This is a genomic window from Enterocloster sp. 210928-DFI.2.20, assembly GCF_020554465.1.
GTDB lineage: Bacteria > Bacillota > Clostridia > Lachnospirales > Lachnospiraceae > Enterocloster > Enterocloster bolteae.
Genome location: NZ_JAJCHK010000011.1, coordinates 75339 through 95363, shown reverse-complemented (window position 1 = coordinate 95363; position 20025 = coordinate 75339). Strand labels below are relative to the sequence as shown.

Here is a 20025-nt window from a genome sequence, read left to right as displayed (position 1 = left end):
ACAGGGAGGAGCGTATCCAGATTCGCTGTGCAATCAAAAGATTGGGGAGGGAAATAGTATGTATTATACAACAGATTATATATCGCCGGTGGGCAGGATTAAACTGGCTGCTGACGGCGAAAGACTGGTTGGGCTGTGGCTGGAAGGACAGAAATATTTTGCCGGTACTGTTAAAGAAGAGATGACGGAGGCCCCGGAACTTGGGATTTTTAAAGATACAAAGGACTGGCTGGACCGCTATTTTGCGGGAAAGAGGCCTGAGTCCTCAGAGCTTTTGCTGGCTCCCCTGGGAGGAGAATTCCGGCAGGGTGTATGGGAAATCCTCTGTCAGATCTCCTATGGACAGCTCACTACGTATGGCGATATTGCAAAGAAAATAGCGGAGAAGATGAACCGGGAAACCATGTCAGCCCAGGCAGTGGGCGGAGCAGTGGGCCACAATCCTATTTCCATCATCATACCGTGCCACAGGGTGGTGGGCGCGGCCGGCAGTCTGACCGGATATGCCGGGGGCATTGATAAAAAGATATGGCTGCTGAAGCATGAAGGGGTGGACATGGAAGGCCTGTTTATACCTGAGAAGGGGACGGCACTTTGAAGGTAAAGAAATGTTACTGAAAAGCCCTGTTATGGGATTTGGCTGGGGACGATGACGGGGTGGTGGCGGGTGAGAAAGCAGGTTTGGTAACACAAATGGGCCGGCAGCTTCCTGCCGGCTCATTTTGTATGAGAAAAGTTGTATGAAAAGCATTACGCTTTATAAATCAAATATATCATCAAGGTATGAATAAGATATGAACAGGAATGACTTTTATTCTGTATTTTACCAACTATTTTACCTATACTTTTCTGACCGGACCATGACCAGCAGGAAGAGAGCGTAGGGACTGCATCTGTTCAAAATGCGGATAGAGAGACTATCTGGATGAGGATAAGGGGAAAAGGTGAGTCTCCCCCCAATCCTTTACGTGTTCCATTATGGGCATGAAGCTCTGTCCCAGGTCTGTCAGGGAATATTCCACCCTGGGAGGAAGCTCTTTATAGTCATGACGGCTGATAAAGCCGTCTTCTTCAAGGGAACGGAGCTGATTAATCAGGGATGATTCTGATATGCCGCCTATATGGCGGCGCAGCGCTCCAAATCTGTGTATATCCTGGAAACCAATATAGTACAGGATTTCAATTTTCCACTTCCCCCCAAGGACTCTCTGAACCTTCTGTATGATTTCACATCGTTCCGGAACTGATTTTTCTGTTTTCACGGTGACTCCCCCTGCTGCGTGCTTATAGTATTGGCTTTTATCAATATTCCGGCTGCTGTATCAGGAATATTGTTGAGTATGCAGAGTGATTATAACACCAACAGTATTGTTAAACAATGTACCACAAAAATTTTGGGTACTTTTCTTTTTGATGTATCATGTCTATAATCAGCGTATAACCAACAGGAGGGGAAAAAGATATGGAATCCGTGATATATTATTTTTCAGCAACCGGCAATAGTCTGCGTATTGCGAACATCATGGCAGAAAGGATGGATGGGCTGTTGCTTCCCATGTCAAAATATAAGGGGACAAAATGCAGCAGCCGGCAAATCGGCCTGGTTTTTCCCACATATTTCTGGGGCGTTCCCAGAACCGTGGCAGAGTTTGTGGATGAAATGAAAGTTGAGACAGATAACCCATATGTGTTTGCAGCCGCAACCTGCGGAGGGCTTGCCGGAGGTGTATTGGGGCATTTGGACGCACTTCTTAAGAAAAAGGGGCTCCATCTGGATTATGGAATAACGATTCCGTCTGTAGCGAATTTTATAGAGGAGTATAATCCCAAGACACGTTCGGCAGACAGAAAACTCAGGGAAGCTGATGAGATGGCTGAAAGGGCTTCGGCAGAAGTGATTGCAGCCAGGCGCAACGGACCATTTGGGTTCCATGTCTGGGACAGAATGTTTTATAAGCTTTATACGGATTATAAACTGAACAGAGACACAGGATTTCATGTGGATGATACTTGTGTCCGCTGCGGTATTTGCCAGAGGATCTGCCCCAGCCGGAATATTGTACTGAAAAATGAAAAACCGGAATTTCAGCACCGCTGCGAACACTGTGTAGCGTGTATCAACTGCTGCCCACAACAGGCCATCCAGTGGAAACATGCAACACAGAAGCGGGTCCGCTACCGGAATCCGGGTGTATCTGTTCACGATATCATAGAAGGTATGGGAAGTGCCCGGAATAGCTTTATATCGAAGGATCGAGACATATAAAGTGTGAAAACCATTCCCAAAAACCACTCCAAAAAATTACAGCTGTCCAAAACCAGTCTGAGATTGTACAGAATCAAAATTCAGTATATAATAAGTATGCTTTATTATGAATACTGGAGGAAGAAGAAAATGACATTTACGTACCCGGCGGTATTTACGCCTCATAAAAACGATAAAGGCTATCATGTAACATTTCCGGATCTGCAGTGCTGCGAGGCAGACGGACCGGACCTGGAGGATGCTGTGGAGCATGCCAGGGAAGCAGCCTACAACTGGCTCTATCTGGAGATTGAGGAGAAAACCTTTGAGTTTCCTCCCCAGACCCATATGGAGGATATCAGGCTGGAGGAAGGGGAGTTCCTGAAACACATCATGGTGACAGTAAAGCTGCTTCCGGATAATGATTGATTTTATTGCTTTTTTTTACATTAAGTGGTAGGATAAAGCATATCGAGTTAAGAACAGCTGGTGCCGCTGTCTGTCTTTGTCAGACAGCGGGTAATAGGGAAACAGGTGGAAATCCTGTACGATCTCGTCACTGTAAGTAAGGAGCCCATGGTTTATGTCAAGGACAGTCACTGATTCAGTTAGAATTGGGAAGGCAGCCATGGGTGTTGATATACGAGTCAGGAAACCTGCCAGTTGTTGGTACAGGAATAATTTTCCAAATCACGAGTAATTGGTTGTACCGATTTACGGTGTTTCGGCCGCGGATTTCTGACTCAGACGGTAACGGATTTTTACGCAGGGAAACTGTGTCCTGACGGAGGGTGATTCCCTCGGGGCACGGGTACGCTGCGTATTACATATCTGCAGAAAAACGTATATCCCCAGGACGCTTGCGGAATACGCTTATGCGCGTGTGGACTGCCGTTTGGGATTTGTCAGATACAGGCTGCATATTCCTCTACCTTGGTTTAACCGATACGGTGTCATAAAACAAGGAGGAAAGAGAAGATGAAGATGAAAAAACTGGCAGTATTTTTTGCGGCAGCAGCCCTGACAACAGTGACCGCAGCCGGCTGCTCCGGCGGGCAGAAGGAGACGGCGGCAGATGCCGCCAAAGATTCTGAGGCAGTGACAACTGCGGAGCAGACCACAGGGGCAAAAACAGAAGTACCAGAGACAACAGCAGAGGCAGCAGAGGCGGCAGCGGAGGCTGACGAGGAGAATTACGATACTGGCGATGCTTCAAAGGATAATGCCAGAAATCAGGATGGAATCGGTGAAAATGAGCTTCTGGTAGTCAGCTTTGGTACCAGCTACAATGACAGCAGACGTCTGACCATTGGTGCCATTGAGGACGCTGTTGAGAAGGCATTTCCTGATTTCGCAGTCAGGAGAGGATTCACCAGCCAGATTATTATTGATCACGTAAAATCCAGGGATAATGTTGCCATTGACAATGTAGGAGAGGCCCTTGACCGCGCGGAGAAGAACGGTGTCAGGAATCTTGTAATTCAGCCCACCCATCTGATGAACGGACTTGAGTATACGGATTTGGTCAATGAGGCGGCGGAGTATTCTGACGCATTTGACAAAGTGGCAATCGGAAAGCCGCTTCTCACCACAGAGGATGATTTCAGGGCAGTCATGAAGGCTGTCACAGAGGCAACTGCACAGTATGATGACGGTGAGACAGCCATCTGTTTTATGGGACACGGCACAGAGGCAGAGTCCAACCAGGTATATGCAAAAATGCAGGATATGCTTACAGAGGCAGGTTATAAGAATTACTATGTGGGTACCGTTGAAGCAGCGCCAAGCCTGGATGATGTCCTGGCAGCGGTGGAGGAAGGAAGCTACAAGAAGGTGGTTTTGGAGCCGCTGATGATCGTGGCAGGCGACCATGCCAACAATGATATGGCAGGAGACGAAGAAGGTTCCTGGAAGACTGCGTTTGAGGATGCGGGCTATGAAGTGACATGCCTTGTCAACGGACTCGGCCAGCTGGAAGCAATCCAGCAGCTCTTTGTAGAACATGCTCAGGCAGCGGTTGACAGTCTGACAAAATAAATCATAAGAATAAACGGGCGGTCGGGGCAATTTGCTGATCGCCCTTTTAGAGGTGGGAATATTGGAAGTAATATACATGAAAATGAAGCTCTGTGCCCTCCTGGCCGCCATAGGGCTGTGCGCAGGGAACCTTTCGGGCTGCGGAGGAAAGGCGCCGGCTGCCGCTGATACCAGTGCCGCCGCAAAATCTTCTATGGGGGAACTGGCCGATGTGGAACTGGCCGAAGCGGAACTGGCCGGAGGGGCATATGATGATGCCCCGGCAAAAAACACCCAAAACCAGGAGTCAGGCAGCCTCGGGGATGCGGTGAAAGACGGAATGGAGCCGGTTTCGGCGGATGCGCTGAAGGATGGGGTCTATGAGGTCAGGGTGGACTCCAGCTCCGGCATGTTCCGGATTACGGAGTGTGAACTTACGGTGCAGGATGGCGCTATGAGCGCGGTTATGACCATGAGCGGGACCGGTTATCTGAAACTGTATATGGGAACCGGGGCTGAGGCGGAGCAGGCTTCTGAGGCGGATTTTATTCCATTTGTGGAGAATGCAGATGGAAAGCACACCTTCAAGGTACCGGTGGAAGCGCTGGACAAGGAAATTAACTGCAGCGCCTTCAGCAGGAAAAAGGAAACATGGTATGACCGTGTGCTGGTATTTTGTTCCGGCTCCCTTCCGGCAGAGGCCTTTGCCGACGGTGAGGCGGCTACGGCGAAGAGCCTTAAGCTGGAAGATGGTTCGTATACGGTGGCAGTCAGGCTGGAGGGCGGTTCAGGCCGGGCGTCTGTGGAGACGCCGGCGGCGCTTAGGGTTGAGGACGGCAATGCATTTGCGGTTATTACATGGGGCAGTTCCAACTATGATTATATGAAGGTTGACGGGGAGAGGCTGGATCTGATAAGTACCGGGGGTAATTCTTCGTTTGAGATTCCGGTCCGTGTATTTGACCGGAAGATGCCGGTCATAGCGGATACCATTGCCATGAGCGAACCTCATGAGGTGGAATATACCCTTGTGTTTGATTCAACCACAATTAAAAAGGCTGAATGATGAGACGGATAAAGAGATTAATGGCAATTGCCGCCGCCGGAATCCTTATGACAGCAGTGTGTACAGGCTGTTCCTCGGCAGGGCGGACCGGGGCAGATCCGGCTGTCGCGAATAACCGGTCCCTGGGTTCCTCCCCTGCCCCGGTTCCGGAAGGCTGGAGCGGCATAAAGAGAACCGGCAGTATGGAGCTTCTCTATGCGGACCAATTTTCAGTGGACTATTACGATGGCGGTTACGCAATGATAACGATTAAGGACAGCGGCCGTTATCTGGTGGTGCCGGAAGGAAAATCACAGCCTTCCGGCCTTCCGGGTGACGTGGCGGTCATAAAGCAGCCTCTGGAGAATATTTATCTGGCGGCGACCTCGGCCATGGACCTGTTTTGCAGCCTGGATGGAACAGACCGGATTACACTGTCAGGGACAGATGCTTCCGGCTGGTACATAGAAGAGGCAAGGTCAGCCATGGAAGATGGCAGGATGCTCTATGCGGGCAAATACAACGCGCCGGACTATGAGCGGATTTTGTCCGGGTCCTGTGACCTGGCGGTAGAATCCACGATGATTTACCATTCCCCGGAAGTAAAGGAGCAGCTGGAGAGACTGGGGATACCGGTTCTGGTGGAGCGCTCCAGCTACGAGCGCCATCCTCTTGGAAGGATGGAATGGCTTAAATTATATGGGGTGCTGCTGGGCCGGGAGGAACAGGCAAACAGCTGTTTTGCCGGACAGGTGAAGCAGCTGGAACCTGTCATGGCTCAGGAGAGTACCGGAAAAACAGTATCATTTTTCTATATCAGTTCCAACGGCTATGTAAATGTCAGGAAGTCGGGGGATTATGTGGCTGAAATGATAGACCTGGCCGGAGGAACCTATGTGCCCCAGGGACTTACGGAAAATGAAAACGCGCTGTCCACCATGAATATGCAGATGGAAAGCTTTTATGCCGCCGCCAGGGATGCGGATTATATTATATATAACAGCACCATAGACGGTGAGCTGGACAATCTGAGCCAGCTTTTGGAGAAAAGCAGTCTCCTGGCTGATTTTAAGGCTGTGAAGGAGGGAAATGTGTGGTGTACGGAGAAAAGCCTGTTTCAGGAGACCATGGGCCTGGGGGATATGATTTTGGATATCCACCGTATACTGACAGAGGAGGAGCCGGAAGGCCTCAGGTATATGCACCGGCTGCGTTAAATAAGGAGTAGTCTGAATGATAAAAGGTACTTATATAAAAAACAGTATTTCATTTGCCCTTCTGGCGGTCATGATGTGCTTTTTATTTATCTGGAACATCAATTCCGGCAGTGTGCATCTGTCAGTGGAGGAAATAGGTGAAATTCTGTTCAGAAGGACAGGGGAGGCAGCCTCATACCGCATTGTATGGGACATACGCCTCCCCCGGATTCTCTCGGCCGTGATACTGGGCGGGGCGCTGTCCGTATCGGGTTTTCTGCTCCAGACGTTTTTTGCAAATCCCATAGCAGGCCCTTTTGTGCTGGGGATTTCATCCGGCGCAAAGCTGGTGGTTTCCCTTGTGATGATAGTTTTGCTGGGAAGGGGAATCTCCATCGGATCGGCGGGGATGATTCTGGCTGCCTTTGCAGGCTCCATGATTTCCATGGGATTTGTCCTGATGATTTCCGGTAAGGTGAAGAAGATGTCCATGCTTGTTATCTGCGGGGTGATGATTAGCTATATCTGTTCCGCCATAACTGATTTTGTGGTGACATTTGCAGAAGATGCCAACATTGTCAATCTCCACAACTGGTCCATGGGCAGCTTTTCAGGTACCTCCTGGGAGAATGTAAGTGTTATGACGGCAGTGGTTTTCCTGTCGCTGATTCTTGTTTTTCTCATGGCAAAGCCGATTGGAGCTTACCAGATGGGGGAAGTGTACGCCCAGAACATGGGGGTGAACATACTGCGGTTCAGGGTGGCCCTGATTCTTCTGTCCAGTATTCTTTCTGCCTGTGTGACTGCATTCGCAGGCCCTATATCCTTTGTGGGAATTGCGGTTCCGCATCTGGTGAAGAGCCTGTTTAAAACGGCAAAGCCCATACTCATGATTCCGGGCTGCTTCCTGGGCGGCGCAGTGTTTTGTCTGTTCTGCGATTTGGCGGCCAGGACCGTCTTTGCGCCCACGGAACTCAGCATCAGCTCCGTGACAGCTGTATTCGGCGCGCCTGTGGTCATTTACATGATGGTGCATAACCGGAAGGGTATGCAGTGAAATGAAGGAAAGATGCAGAAGAACTGCGGGTGAAATGCAGGAGAAATGCAGGTAAGATGCAGGAGAACTGCGGGTGAAATGCAGCAAAGATGCAGGAGAACTGCGGGTGAAATGCAGGAAAGAGGCAGGGAAAGAGCAGGAGAAATGCAAGCGAAATGGAGAGGCGGATTTCATGGCAGAAGATTACATATGGACAGAAAATATGACCGTCGGATACGGCAAAACGCCTCTGATACGGCAAATCGGAATTCATGTTAGGGCGGGAGAAATCGTGACGCTCATCGGGCCAAACGGGGCTGGTAAATCCACCATTCTGCGAAGCGTAATACGGCAGCTGGGACTGCTGGAAGGGACCGTTTACCTGGATGGCATGCCCATGAAGGGGATGGGGGAGAGGGAGATTGCAAAGAGGATGTCCATTCTGATGACAGAGCGGATTCACCCGGAGCTTATGAACTGTGAGGATGTGGTAGGCACAGGCCGCTACCCATATACCGGAAGGATGGGCATACTGACGGCAGAGGACAGAGGAAAGGTCAGGGAGGCCATGGAGCTGGTCCATGCATGGGATCTGGCTTCCCGGGATTTTTCGCAGATAAGCGATGGGCAGAAGCAGCGCATTCTTCTGGCCCGGGCCATCTGTCAGGACCCCAGTGTCATTGTCCTGGACGAGCCCACCTCCTTCCTGGATATCCGGCATAAGCTGGAGCTTCTGACCATTTTAAAGGACCTGGTACGCAGGAAGAAGGTAGCGGTGCTCATGTCCCTTCATGAGTTGGATTTAGCGCAGAAATTATCAGATTATATTGTCTGCGTAAAGGGTGAATACATTGAGCGGTGCGGAACTCCGGAAGAGATTTTCACCTCCTCCTATATTACCGGGCTGTACGGAATCACCAAAGGCAGCTATTATGCGGAATTTGGCTGCCTGGAGATGGAACCGGTGAAGGGTAAGCCTCAGGTATTTGTCATAGGCGGAAACGGAAGCGGGATTCCGGTTTACAGGAGACTGCAGCGCATGGGAATCCCATTCGCGGCAGGCATTCTCCACGAAAATGATGTGGATTACCCCATTGCCAGGGCGCTGGCCTCCCAGGTGATATCGGAAATGCCTTTTGAACCGATTCGGGAAGAGACATATGACCGCGCTGCAGAGGTTTTGGCGTCCTGCGGTCAGGTTATCTGCTGTCTGAAGGAATTTGGTACTTTAAATGATAAGAACAGGAAACTGGCTGAGCTGGGAAGGGATAAGCAGGGGGCTGACTTGCTGGTATAATCTAATCCACCTTTAACTGCAGCTCCGTCACCTGCTCCTCCACATGTTTTGTGGTATGGACGTCTATCCACAAAAGCTCCAGCAAGGGTCCCCGGATATTCATGGAATGTTCCCTGGCATAGTCCAGGAGCCGGGGAACATAGGTCCTGGTCTGGCGGAAGTTGCCGCTGTAGCAGACCGACAGATAGGTACCCTCCCCGATGCAGTGCTCGCCGTCAGGGTGAAGGATGAACACCGCGTCATACTGCTGGCATCGTCCGTCCATGGCATCAGACAGGCTGATAAAGGAGCCCATCTGGTTGTTGCCTATGATATACTGTCTGTCCGGTCCAAAGGAGACCAGCTGTTTAATGAGAATATCCATTTCTTCGTCCGTCTCGTAGCTCTGCATGATCCGGTGGCAGGCGCGGGGCGGCATTTCTTTTAATGTGATGGTCCCGAGAGGGAGTCCCCGTGCCTGGGAAATGGTTTCCCTGCGGGTGATGATATTGTCCCGGAGGGATTTAAGCCGTTCAATGTGCCGGTCAATCACATCCATCTCCTTCTGGAACAGTTCCAGGGAGGAATCAATGCTTCGGTTCTCAATATATGCCTTTATCTGCTCCATGGAAAATCCCAGTTCCCGCAAATCGCGGATAACATTCAGACACCACAGGTCCTCGGTGCGGTAAATGCGGTATCCGTTAGGCGCCCGGCGGGGGACCAGTATGCCCAGCTCCTCATAGTAGCGCAGTATATCCGTGCTTATGTTATAAAGGGAGGCAATCTCCCCGATTTTATAGAATGTTGACATGAATCTTCTCCCAAATATGGCAATATTTACTGTTTACCTTGGTATTATACCAAGGTTTATGATGGGAATGCAAGCAGAGCAGCAAAGTCATCATAAAGGAGTTGTATCATGAATTTAGAGGGAATGTCACTGAAGAAAAAGTTCTGGAGGTTTGTATGGCCTTCCGTGGTGGCCCAGTGGATCTTTGCGTTATATACCATGGTGGATGGAATGTTTGTGGCCAGGGGCGTGTCTGAGGTGGCCTTGTCGGCTGTGAATATTGCCTCTCCCTTTGTAAACTTCCTGTTTTCTGTTTCCATATTGTTTGCCGTGGGTACGTCCACCGTGGTGGCCATTTTCCTGGGGCAGGGCAGGCAGCGGGAGGCTAATCAGGCCAACACTCAGAACATGGTGGTGACAGGAGTCTTATCCCTGTTTATCATGCTCATGGTGTGGCTGTGCCTGGACCCTATTGTAAGCTTTCTGGGAGCCACACAGAGCACGCAGGAGTATGTAAACCATTATATTTTATCCCTGCTGCCCTTTACATGGTGGTTCATCATATCATATACATTTGAGACATTGGTAAAGACAGACGGATTTCCCCGGTTTGCGGCTGCGGCTGTGGCTTCGGGCGCCCTGGTAAACTGTGTGCTGGATTATCTGTTTGTCATGGTATTTCACTGGGGCATTGGGGGAGCCGGGGCAGCCACGGGACTTTCCCAGATGGTTCCGGTATTCCTGTATCTGAAACATTTCCTGGGGCCAAAGGCAACCATTCGCTTCGCCAGGCCGGTTTGGGACTTGGGACAGTTTATCCGGGTGGTGAAGATTGGCCTGTCCTCCGGTTTTACGGAGCTGTCAGCAGGCTTCACAGTATTTATGTTCAACCATGCCATTCTGCGGTATATTGGTGAACAGGGAGTGGTGAGCTACACAATCATCGCATATGTGAATACCATCGTGGTCATGTCCATGGCGGGAATCGCGCAGGGCATCCAGCCTTTAATCAGCTTTCATTACGGCAGACAGGAGCGGGATGTATGCAGCAGGCTTTTGAAGTACTCGCTGACAGCGTCCGTGGGCGTGGCGGGAATAGCCTTTATCTCTTCCATGGCAGGTGCTGACTGGCTGGTGGGTATTTTCATCTCTGAAAAGCTGGAAGGGCTCAGACAGTACTCTGCGTCTGTATTCAGGATATTCAGCCTGTCGTTTCTGGTGGTGGGATTTAATATTACAGGGGCAGGGTATTTTACAGCCATTGAGCGGCCGAAGGAGTCTCTGATTATCTCTTTGGGCAGAGGTATGGTTATCATAGCGGCCTCATTAGCAGTCTGTATTGGCGTGGGGGGAGGAGAAGGCATCTGGTGGGCGCCTGCTGTATCAGAGCTGATGTGCCTGGGCGTCACCCTGATTCTGGTGTATTTGTATACAAGAAGGGAAACTTTCAAATGCATATCTTGAAAAGGCAGAGTATCCTGTGCTAGAATGAAAAACAGAGGTATTAATTGCCCTTTGCCTCCATATATGGTACCATATTTAGTGTTTCGGACAAAACACCAGGTATGAGAAAAGAAAGAGGATTGAAAAATGGGAAAACTCTATGGAATCGGCGTAGGACCGGGAGACCCGGAACTGCTTACTTTAAAAGCGCACCGCATTCTCAATGCGGCGGATGTGATTTTTTGTCCTGAAAAGGAGGCCGGGGCAGGCAGCTTTGCCTTTGATATTATACAGGGACTTTTGGAGGACACAAAGGCGGAAATCGTAAATTTAGTTTATCCGATGCATTATCACGGCACGCAGCTGCGCGAAATGTGGAAGCAGAACGCGGGTTGTATCGCGCAGTATTTAAATGGGGACCGTACCGGCGCCTTTATTACGCTGGGGGATCCGGCGGTTTACAGCACATTTATGTATACCCTTCCCTACATAGAGGAAGCGGGCGTGGAGGTGGAGGTAGTGCCCGGCGTCACTTCCTTCTGCGCTGTGGCTGACTCCATGAAAATACCCCTGGTGGCCTGGAATGAGGACCTGGTGGTAGCCCCTGTGCGTAAAAACAGCAGTGAGGATTTGGGGAGGGTGCTCAGGGAACATGACAATGTGGTCCTGATGAAACCGTCCACTGACCCGCAGGCCCTGCTGAAGGCTCTTAAGGAGAACCATCTGGAGGACAGGTTTGTGCTGATTACCAAGACAGGCACAGGGGAGGAGCGTCTGGTGACTGACTTTGAGGAGCTGGAGCGGTATGATATACCGTATCTTTCCACGGTCATCATTAAGAAGCAGGGGAGGCAGTAATGATTCTATGTAATGACCTGCATAAACAGTTCGGTGATGTGGAAGCGGTGAAGGGTGTCTCCATGGAGATTCCCGACGGGATGTTTTTGGGCCTGCTGGGACCAAATGGGGCTGGAAAGACAACGCTGATGCGGATAATGACCGGACTTCTGGCGCCGGATACAGGCACCGTGGCCTTTGACGGACAGGTGATGGACCGGAATGCCGTGGCTGTCAAGCAGGCCATCGGCGTGACCAGCCAGCATGTCAATCTGGACAAGGAATTGACGGTGGAAGAAAATATGGAGTTTGCAGGCCGCCTTTACCGGATGGGAAAGGCGGATATTGCTGCGTCCACGGACCGCCTTCTGGCCTTTCTCGGACTGGACAGCGTCCGAAAAAGGGCGGCCCAGAACCTGTCAGGAGGAATGAAGCGCAAGCTGATGATTGCAAAGTCCCTGATTCACAATCCAAAATATCTATTTCTGGATGAACCAACGGTAGGCATCGACCCCAATGCCCGCCGGGATATATGGGATTTCCTGCACATACAGCACAAGGAGGGGAAAACCATACTTCTGACCACACATTATATCGAAGAGGCCCAGCACCTGTGCGATTATGTGATGCTGATTGACGGAGGGAAGATATTTAAGGAGGACACGCCCGCCGGACTGATTGATGAAATCGGGCAATTTAAGGTGGAGTACGAAGATGGGGACAGGATAAAGGCTGAGTTCTTTAAGGACCTGCCTGCTGCAAAGTCCAGGGCAGCCGGAATTGACGCGCTGTGCAGCGTGCTTCCTTCCACGCTGGAGGACGTATTTTTCCATTACACCAGCAAGGGGGTGGGAGGATGGAAATAACCACGATTTTGTGGCGGGAATGGCTGTTCCTCAAACGGAGGTTCTGGAGAGTTACATTTTCACAGATGGTATCGCCGCTTTTGTATTTTATTACCTTTGGGATGGGACTGGGGAGAGTGATGGAGATGGATGGAAGGCCCTATCTCTACTACCTGATACCGGGCCTCTTAGCCATGACCACCATGCGCAACAGCTACACATCGGTTTCCACCCGCATCAGCGTCATGCGCCTCCATGAAAAGAGCTTTGAGTGTTATCTGTATTCACCCACCAGGATGCATCTGCTGGCTATGGGCCATATCCTTGCGGGAGCCCTCCGCGGCATGTATTCCGGTGTGTTTATCGTACTGTTGGGAATCGTGTCGGGGGCCAGGCTGGCCATGAACGGGTGGCTTTTGACCGCGGTTATCCTGAATTCGCTGATCTTTTCCGCTCTTGGCTTTCTGGCAGCCATGATGATGGAGAGCCATTACGACATGAACAATTTTACTAATATTGTCATAACGCCCATGTCGTTTCTGTGCGGCACCTTCTTTTCCCTGGACGGCATACCGGAAGCGCTTAAGTGGGTGGTGAATATGATGCCGCTGACCCATACCACCCGGCTTATACGGGAAATTTCGTTTGGCGGCAGTGTCAGCTGGCCCTCCATGGCATCCGCGGTCTTGTTTGCGGCAGCGTTTACCGGAGGCTGCGTGTGGACGTGTTACCGGGAAGCAAAAGCATAAAAACAGGGATTATGGAAAAAACTATAATATTGAGGAAAATAGATTGAAGACAAAAAAGAATGAACATGTGATAAAAGAGGTATATCCCGGCTCTATTGCGCAGGAGATGGAAATAGAACCGGGCGATATACTGCTTTCAATCAATCATGAAGTGATTGAGGATGTATTTGACTACCGGTATCTGATTAAGGATGAGTACATTGAGGTGGTCATAAGAAAACCGGACGGGGAAGAGTGGCTGCTGGAAATCGACAAGGAGTATGACGATGACCTGGGTGTGGAGTTTGAAAACGGCCTGATGAGCGATTACCGTTCGTGCAGCAACAAATGCATATTCTGCTTTATTGACCAGATGCCGCCGGGAATGCGGGAGACCCTGTATTTTAAGGACGACGATTCCAGGCTTTCTTTCCTGCAGGGAAATTACATTACTCTGACCAATATGAAGGAGAGGGACATAGAGAGAATCATCCGTATGCAGCTGGCCCCCATCAACATATCGGTGCAGACTACCAACCCGCAGCTGCGCTGTAAGATGCTCAACAACCGTTTTGCGGGAGATAAGCTTAAGTATCTGCAGATGCTCTATGACGGCCATGTGGAGATGAACGGCCAGGTGGTCTGCTGCAAGAACGTCAATGACGGAGCAGAGTTAGAGAGGACCATCCGGGATTTATCCCGATACCTGCCTTTCCTGAGAAGCGTTTCCGTGGTACCTGCCGGAATTACAAAATTCAGGGAGGGATTGTTTCCCATTGAGTTATATACCAAGGAAGAGGCAGGCGCTGTCATCGACATGGTGGAAAGCCGCCAGCAGGAGTTTTATGAGCAATACGGCCTTCATTTCATTCATGCCAGTGATGAGTGGTACATTATTGCAGGCAGGGATTTCCCTGAGGAAGAGCGTTACGACGGCTATATCCAGCTGGAAAACGGCGTGGGTATGATGCGTATGTTCATCAATGAATTTAACGAGGCCCTGGAGGATGTGATCAGCAAAAAGGAGTATGAAGAGCTGGCCGGAACCGTTTCAAGGACCCTGACCATTGCAACGGGAAAGCTGACGTATCCCACCATCTGCGGCTTCGCAGGAAAGCTGATGGATGCGTTTCCCCATCTCACGGTTCATGTGTACGCTATAAGGAATGATTTCTTTGGGGAGACCATTACGGTATCCGGCCTTATAACGGGACAGGACCTGATAGGACAGTTAAAGGAACGGCAGGCAGCGGGGGAGGATTTGGGAGAAGTACTGCAGATTCCCTCCAATATGCTGCGGGTGGGTGAGCAGGTATTTTTAGATGATCTGACGGTCCGGGATGTGGAGCGGGAGCTGGGGATGAAGGTGGTGGCAGTGGAATCAGGAGGCAGGGAGTTCATTGACGCCATATTGGATCCGGAATACAGAATGGAACGAAGGAATGATAATTTTGTGTACATCCAGGCCTATGACCGGAAGTAAGATATAGTTTTAAACTATAGCTTCCCATAAAATTTACAAATTATCCCTTCCTTTTGTTTTGTGCTATGATTACTGCAATCAGAAAACATGAGCAGCCGGAAATCATGGCCAAGACTTATTGAAGGAAGGGAACAAACATACATGAAGACATCATCATTGTTCAACCATAAAACAGTACTGTCCCTGGAGGTTTTTCCTCCCAAAAGGACAGCGCCCGTTGACACGATTTATAACACGCTGGATGAGCTTAAGGGAATCACCCCTGATTTCATCAGCGTCACATATGGGGCGGGTGGCAGCGAGAACAGTCAGACAACGCTTAAGATTGCGTCTGCTATTAAGCATAAATACGGCATAGAGAGCGTGGCCCATATTCCGTGCCTGAACCTGACAAGGGACGATGTCCTGCTGATTCTGGAACAGCTGAAGGAACAGAAAATAGAGAATATACTGGCCCTGCGGGGGGACCGCACCGCGGACAGGGAGCCGGCTGGGGATTTCCGGTACGCGGCGGATTTGGTGGAGTTTATAAAGAACCATGGCGATTTTAATATAATAGGCGCCTGTTACCCGGAAGGCCATCAGGAATCCGGCGGCCTGGTAAGGGATATGAAACACTTAAAAGATAAGGTGGACGCCGGTGTCAGCCAGCTTATCACCCAGCTTTTCTTTGACAACGAGTATTTTTATCGTTTCAGGGAACGGATGGATTTGGTTGGAATCCATGTTCCGGTGGAGGCCGGAATCATGCCGGTGGTCAACAAAAAGCAGATTGAGCGCATGGTATCCCTGTGCGGCGTAAAGCTGCCGAAAAAATTCATCTCCATGATGGAGCGGTACGGGGATAACCCCATTGCCATGCGGGACGCGGGAATCGCCTACGCGGTAGACCAGATTGTGGACCTGGCAGCCGGCGGCGTGGACGGCATCCACCTGTATACCATGAATAATCCTTATATTGCCAACCGGATTTACGAATCCGTATTCCGGCTGATGGCGTCTTAGGGTAGGTTCTGCCTTAAGACTGACTGCTGATCAGCCGGTGTAATTCCTCCAGATATTTCCCGGCAAATTCGCTGAGATGGATCCTGGGGTCCCCAATCCATCCGATGACCATGTTTTCCTCTGTTTCCAGGGGAACTGCCATGATGGAGTCGCCGTTCAGGTTGCGGTTTAAAATGCCGCTGCATATGGTATATCCGTTTAGTCCGATGAGAAGATTGAACAGGGTGGCCCTGTCGCTGACATAGATTACTTTTTTTCTGGGAATGGTGCTGAGGATTTCCTCTGAGAAGTAAAAGGAATTTTTTTCGCCCTGCTCAAAGGCCAGGAAGGGGTAATCCTCCAAATCCTCAATGGCAACGCTGTCTCTGGCGGACAGGGGGTGGGTTACGCTGATGAATACATGGGGGCTGGCTTTAAACAGCGGATGGAATACAAGGCCGCTTTCCTTGAACAGCTTTTCCAGCACCTTCCGGTTAAAATCATTGATGTAGAGAATGCCCAGCTCACTCCTGTAATTCTTTACATCGTCGATAATCTCATAGGTGCGGGTCTCCCTCAGGGTGAATTCATATTCGTCCGTGTTCTGGCAGGATACCAGGTTGGCGAACGCATTGACGGCAAAGGCATAGTGCTGGGTGGATATGGAGCAGATACGCTTCACCGGTTTTTTGTTTGTGTAGTGCTGCTCCAACAGCTCGGCCTGCTCCAGCACCTGTCTGGCATAGGACAGGAACTCCATTCCCTGGGAAGACAGGGCAATCCCCTTGGAGCTGCGGTTGAAGATGGATATGCCCATTTCCTTTTCCAGCTCCCTTACTGAATTGGAAAGACTGGGCTGGGTTATGAAAAGATGTTTGGCTGCCTCGGAAATAGAGCCGCAGTTTACGATGGTTACAATATAGCGCAGTTGCTGCAGGGTCATGACTAATACCTCCATTGCATTTAATGCATGGAGGTATTTTAGCACGAAATGATATAGTTTAAAACTATGTCATTCCATATTTTTATGATTTTTGCGGTATCGTCCTGATGTCAGCCGGCTGATGCGTCTGTGAAGTTCGGAACAGATACAGTAAAAGGTTATGACGGTAAGGCAGACGGCTGTCAGCAGGAGGGCATAGTCTGTGAAGGTTTGGGGACTGTTTCTGTATGCCCTGTTAAGAAATGGTATCCCCAAAACAATGGAGAAATACCAGAAAGAAGGGGCAGCCCATCTTCCCAGGGCCCTTATGGGGTAAAATCCGGCCCGGGCCCGGCTGTTTCCCCGGTGGGATGTTCCGGGAGCAGCAGAGCATTTCCGGGAGACGTATTCTCCCAGCTGGCAGACGGCAAACAGGGCGGTAAAGTAAACAGCCGTTCCGATGATGGTATGAAGCTGTTTTGGCGTGAGCCATATGCTCCAGGCCCGGGCCGGTGCTGGGCCGGATGCTCCGGCCGTTTCTGCCCATGCAGAGCCGGATACGTCTGTCCATGCCGTGCCTGACATTCCCAGATATATGGGAATGAAAATGGAGAACAGGATACGAAAGCCGTTGACAAAGATGGTCAGCAGATAGGAAGCCAGGGCGCTTAGGGCCATCCATCCTATTTTTCCCTTTATGGTTCTCATCCGGTGAATATAGGAAAAGACCAGGGCTGTCATGGAAATCATCAGGAACTGGAGACCGGAGCAGGAGGCAGCTATGATGAAGCGGCAGGAGTGGCTGACATAACCTGTCTGAGGGACCTTTATGAAGGGAATTCCGCTAAGGGCGCTGACCCACCGGGCAGTGGGGGCCAGAATCCATGAGAGGCTGTCCGGGCCCCCGCGGCTGTAATAATATTTCATTCCCAGCAGCAGGAGGGCTCCTGCCAGATAGAAGGGGATGTTGCGGCGGATTAAAGATTTAGCGCTGGGAATGTCCATTGATTAAGCCTCCTCTGTTTTTCTCTTTTTTCTGTCAGCCCGGCTTCGGCGGATACAGCCTGCTGCCATTATGACTCCTGCGGCACACATCAGTATCAGGGTTCCTGGTTCTGAGCCAATGGTATATCCGGCTCCCACGGCAAAATTAGATACGTGCTGCGGCAGCGGAAGGGGCTGTTTCACATCCGCGGCAGAACCATCCTGGCTGCGGACTGTTTCAGTCACGGCAATAAAGGACGTGTAGGGCGTCATCATGCTGTAGTCCAGTCCCAGCTGTGTGACTGTTTTTTTGATCATGGCCTGTCTGACTGCATCCTGGACATCCTCCCGTGTGCCGTAATCTGTCAGACGTTCCACCTTTGTCCTGGCCCACAGATAGGGGATGGCCGTATTGTCTGCCGGGGCCTCTGCCCGGCCTACCGGTATTTCCTGCATATAATCCTGGTTTCCGGTTTTTCCGGTTATACGAATGGTGCCGGAAGGCTGGCCCCGCCATTTTCCAAACAGGACAATGGGTCTTTGGGCAAACAGGGTGGGAAGGATGTCCGGCTCTACATCGTAAACATCAAAACCGTCAAAGGAAACATTTATGCCGGTCATGACAGGGGACTGGATATAAGTGCTGAAATCACGGGCGGTGTCTGATGCCTGTGACGGTTCTGTTACAACAAAGGCTTCGCCGGAACCGGCTTTTGCGATTCCGTCGATTAAATAGCGGTTGACGGAGGTGCCGATTCCAAAGGAGAAGAAATCTGCTGTCTTAAGATTCCTGTTTATGAGGCTGAATATGGACGATTCATCGGACATATAGCCATCTGTGATAGTGACAATGCTTCTGGCCATCCGCGGGTCCCTTGGAAGGGAGACTGCCTGTTCAAGGGCCGGGGCCAGCTCCGTGCCGCCGCCTCCGTCCTGGCGCTCAATCAGGTCAATGGCCTGCCGGATGTTTTCTGCGGTGGCAGGTACGGATTTTGGCGCCATGGAAACGGCTGTATCTGAGAACAGGATCAGGTTAAACTGGTCAGAATCCCTGAGATTGCCCACCAGGTTCCCTATGAGCTCCTTCGCGGTGTCAAGGGGATACCCGAACATGGAGCCTGACACATCCAGCACAAATATGTATTCACGGGGCGGAATCTCTTCCGCCCTGACACGCTCCGGGGGCTGTACCATCAGCATGAAGAAATTTTCTTTTTCCCCGGTGTTCAGCATGAGTCCGCAGTTTATCTCCTGCCCGGTAAGTCTGTAATCCAGGATGAAGTCCCGGTCCCCTGCAAACTCCCCGGAATCAGAGAGGGTTACATGGGCAATGGATTCGCTTTCCTTTTCCACCTTGATTTTATGGGAACTGCTGGTCAGGCTGGAAATGGGGACGCCTGCGGAGAGGCTGACGGCAATTTCATAGGTACCCTGCGGGGCGGTCCCTTCCTCCAGGTAAGGACTTGCCGTCCACTCATCTCCCCCGCCTGTTTCCGGGGCAGAGCCGGCATACCGTGGGCCGGTCACGGTGGGGAACACAAACTGGTAAACCCCGTCCCTGGGGGATATCAGTTCGGTGTAGTGCAGTTCAATTCGCACCGTATCCCCGGGCATTACATTGGCTACATTCATGGTAAATACATTGGGACGCTGCTGCTCCAGCAGAGAGGCGCTTTTTCCTTCGCTTTTAGCTTCCTCGAATTCTGTTTTGGCCTCTTCCCTTTCCTTTATTTTTGCCGTGATTACCTCGTTCCCGATTTCCATTTTCATTCCATGTACCGTAACCCTGGCAGATGCCGGGAACACGTAACTGGCATTGATGGGTATTGTCCCTTCGTTGGCATAGGTCTGGATGACATAGGTTTCGGCAATGACGCCGTTTATTGTGGAGGACACACTTGTGTCCTTCAGGGGGAACTGGTCTGCCGCCTGTCCGGCGTCCTGTACAAAGAAATAGGGGGCAAGGGTCTTGTCCGCCGTATCCCCGTCCGGTTCCTCACCGTAGACCGCAGCAGGGGTCAGGGCCAGCATAAGTAGTGTCAGACATACATAAAGCCAGGTTTTCTTCCGTTTCATTGTTTGCACCTCGTTTGTTTTTGTTTGGGGTTTTCTTATAATCCAGATTACAATGGCCAGGCATCAAAATGGCATCAAAGATGCATCATATTTGCATCATATGAAAAAACAAGTGA

19 protein-coding genes and 1 riboswitch are annotated in these 20025 nt (G+C 50.7%); of the genes, 14 read left to right on the top strand and 5 right to left on the bottom strand.

Annotated features, from left to right (window positions below; all coding sequences use genetic code 11):
* The first annotated feature begins 58 nt into the window (after positions 1-58).
* A complete protein-coding gene (locus LI015_RS12150; protein ID WP_002569530.1) occupies positions 59-598 on the top strand; it encodes a methylated-DNA--[protein]-cysteine S-methyltransferase in 540 nt (179 codons plus the stop codon).
* A gap of 319 nt (positions 599-917) precedes the next feature.
* On the opposite strand, the gene LI015_RS12145 is transcribed toward LI015_RS12150, so the two are convergent.
* Entirely contained in the window at positions 918-1262 is a 345-nt protein-coding gene (locus LI015_RS12145) for a winged helix-turn-helix transcriptional regulator (RefSeq protein ID WP_002569529.1), read from the bottom strand.
* A gap of 200 nt (positions 1263-1462) precedes the next feature.
* Here LI015_RS12145 and LI015_RS12140 point away from each other — a divergent pair, with 200 nt between their 5' ends.
* The 7 genes from LI015_RS12140 to LI015_RS12110 all read left to right on the top strand — a co-directional run bounded on the left by LI015_RS12140 (position 1463) and on the right by LI015_RS12110 (position 8835).
* Positions 1463-2266 (top strand): EFR1 family ferrodoxin, encoded by an 804-nt coding sequence (locus LI015_RS12140; RefSeq protein ID WP_227125157.1) that lies wholly within the window; start codon positions 1463-1465, stop codon positions 2264-2266.
* A gap of 129 nt (positions 2267-2395) precedes the next feature.
* Positions 2396-2674 (top strand): type II toxin-antitoxin system HicB family antitoxin, encoded by a 279-nt coding sequence (locus tag LI015_RS12135; protein WP_002569527.1) that lies wholly within the window; start codon positions 2396-2398, stop codon positions 2672-2674.
* 41 nt (positions 2675-2715) lie between these two features.
* A riboswitch (cobalamin riboswitch) is annotated at positions 2716-2923 on the top strand.
* 300 nt (positions 2924-3223) lie between these two features.
* On the top strand, positions 3224-4282 hold the full coding sequence (locus LI015_RS12130; RefSeq protein WP_007037681.1) for a sirohydrochlorin cobaltochelatase: 1059 nt from the start codon (positions 3224-3226) through the stop codon (positions 4280-4282).
* A gap of 31 nt (positions 4283-4313) precedes the next feature.
* Complete coding sequence (locus tag LI015_RS12125; RefSeq protein ID WP_227125155.1) at positions 4314-5327, top strand: hypothetical protein; 1014 nt, start codon at positions 4314-4316, stop codon at positions 5325-5327.
* Positions 5324-6523 carry an ABC transporter substrate-binding protein gene (locus tag LI015_RS12120; RefSeq protein ID WP_227125153.1) on the top strand — a complete coding sequence of 400 codons (1200 nt, stop codon included), beginning with the start codon at positions 5324-5326 and terminating at the stop codon, positions 6521-6523. The genes LI015_RS12125 and LI015_RS12120 overlap by 4 nt, the downstream gene beginning before the upstream one ends.
* Positions 6524-6539: 16 nt before the next feature.
* A complete protein-coding gene (locus tag LI015_RS12115) occupies positions 6540-7559 on the top strand; it encodes a FecCD family ABC transporter permease (RefSeq protein ID WP_002569523.1) in 1020 nt (339 codons plus the stop codon).
* 172 nt (positions 7560-7731) lie between these two features.
* Positions 7732-8835, top strand: a complete 1104-nt coding sequence (locus LI015_RS12110) for an ABC transporter ATP-binding protein (RefSeq protein ID WP_038294701.1) — start codon at positions 7732-7734, stop codon at positions 8833-8835.
* Between the two features lies 1 nt (position 8836).
* Here the strand turns inward: LI015_RS12110 and LI015_RS12105 are convergent, their stop codons facing one another.
* The gene (locus tag LI015_RS12105; RefSeq protein ID WP_002571259.1) at positions 8837-9628 is read right to left on the bottom strand and encodes a MerR family transcriptional regulator; all 792 of its coding nucleotides are present in this window, start codon (positions 9626-9628) and stop codon (positions 8837-8839) included.
* 108 nt (positions 9629-9736) lie between these two features.
* Between LI015_RS12105 and LI015_RS12100 the strand changes: the two genes are divergently transcribed.
* The 6 genes from LI015_RS12100 (at position 9737) to metF (ending at position 15948) form a co-directional block, all read left to right on the top strand.
* Positions 9737-11071 carry an MATE family efflux transporter gene (locus tag LI015_RS12100; protein WP_227125151.1) on the top strand — a complete coding sequence of 445 codons (1335 nt, stop codon included), beginning with the start codon at positions 9737-9739 and terminating at the stop codon, positions 11069-11071.
* Between the two features lie 126 nt (positions 11072-11197).
* Positions 11198-11908 carry a precorrin-2 C(20)-methyltransferase gene (cobI, locus tag LI015_RS12095; protein ID WP_002569519.1) on the top strand — a complete coding sequence of 237 codons (711 nt, stop codon included), beginning with the start codon at positions 11198-11200 and terminating at the stop codon, positions 11906-11908.
* Complete coding sequence (locus tag LI015_RS12090) at positions 11908-12753, top strand: ABC transporter ATP-binding protein (RefSeq protein ID WP_002571256.1); 846 nt, start codon at positions 11908-11910, stop codon at positions 12751-12753. Before cobI ends, LI015_RS12090 begins: the two co-directional genes overlap by 1 nt.
* Entirely contained in the window at positions 12744-13481 is a 738-nt protein-coding gene (locus tag LI015_RS12085) for an ABC transporter permease (protein WP_002569517.1), read from the top strand. The genes LI015_RS12090 and LI015_RS12085 overlap by 10 nt, the downstream gene beginning before the upstream one ends.
* Positions 13482-13524: 43 nt before the next feature.
* Entirely contained in the window at positions 13525-14943 is a 1419-nt protein-coding gene (locus LI015_RS12080) for a DUF512 domain-containing protein (protein ID WP_002569516.1), read from the top strand.
* Between the two features lie 141 nt (positions 14944-15084).
* On the top strand, positions 15085-15948 hold the full coding sequence (metF, locus tag LI015_RS12075) for a methylenetetrahydrofolate reductase [NAD(P)H] (protein WP_002569515.1): 864 nt from the start codon (positions 15085-15087) through the stop codon (positions 15946-15948).
* 13 nt (positions 15949-15961) lie between these two features.
* Here metF and LI015_RS12070 read toward each other — a convergent pair whose 3' ends face one another.
* The 3 genes from LI015_RS12070 to LI015_RS12060 all read right to left on the bottom strand — a co-directional run bounded on the left by LI015_RS12070 (position 15962) and on the right by LI015_RS12060 (position 19909).
* Complete coding sequence (locus LI015_RS12070) at positions 15962-16870, bottom strand: LysR family transcriptional regulator (protein ID WP_117626313.1); 909 nt, start codon at positions 16868-16870, stop codon at positions 15962-15964.
* 69 nt (positions 16871-16939) lie between these two features.
* Positions 16940-17854 carry an exosortase K gene (gene xrtK / locus LI015_RS12065; RefSeq protein ID WP_227125148.1) on the bottom strand — a complete coding sequence of 305 codons (915 nt, stop codon included), beginning with the start codon at positions 17852-17854 and terminating at the stop codon, positions 16940-16942.
* Between the two features lie 3 nt (positions 17855-17857).
* On the bottom strand, positions 17858-19909 hold the full coding sequence (locus LI015_RS12060; protein WP_118019134.1) for a VIT and vWA domain-containing protein: 2052 nt from the start codon (positions 19907-19909) through the stop codon (positions 17858-17860).
* Positions 19910-20025: the final 116 nt, after the last annotated feature.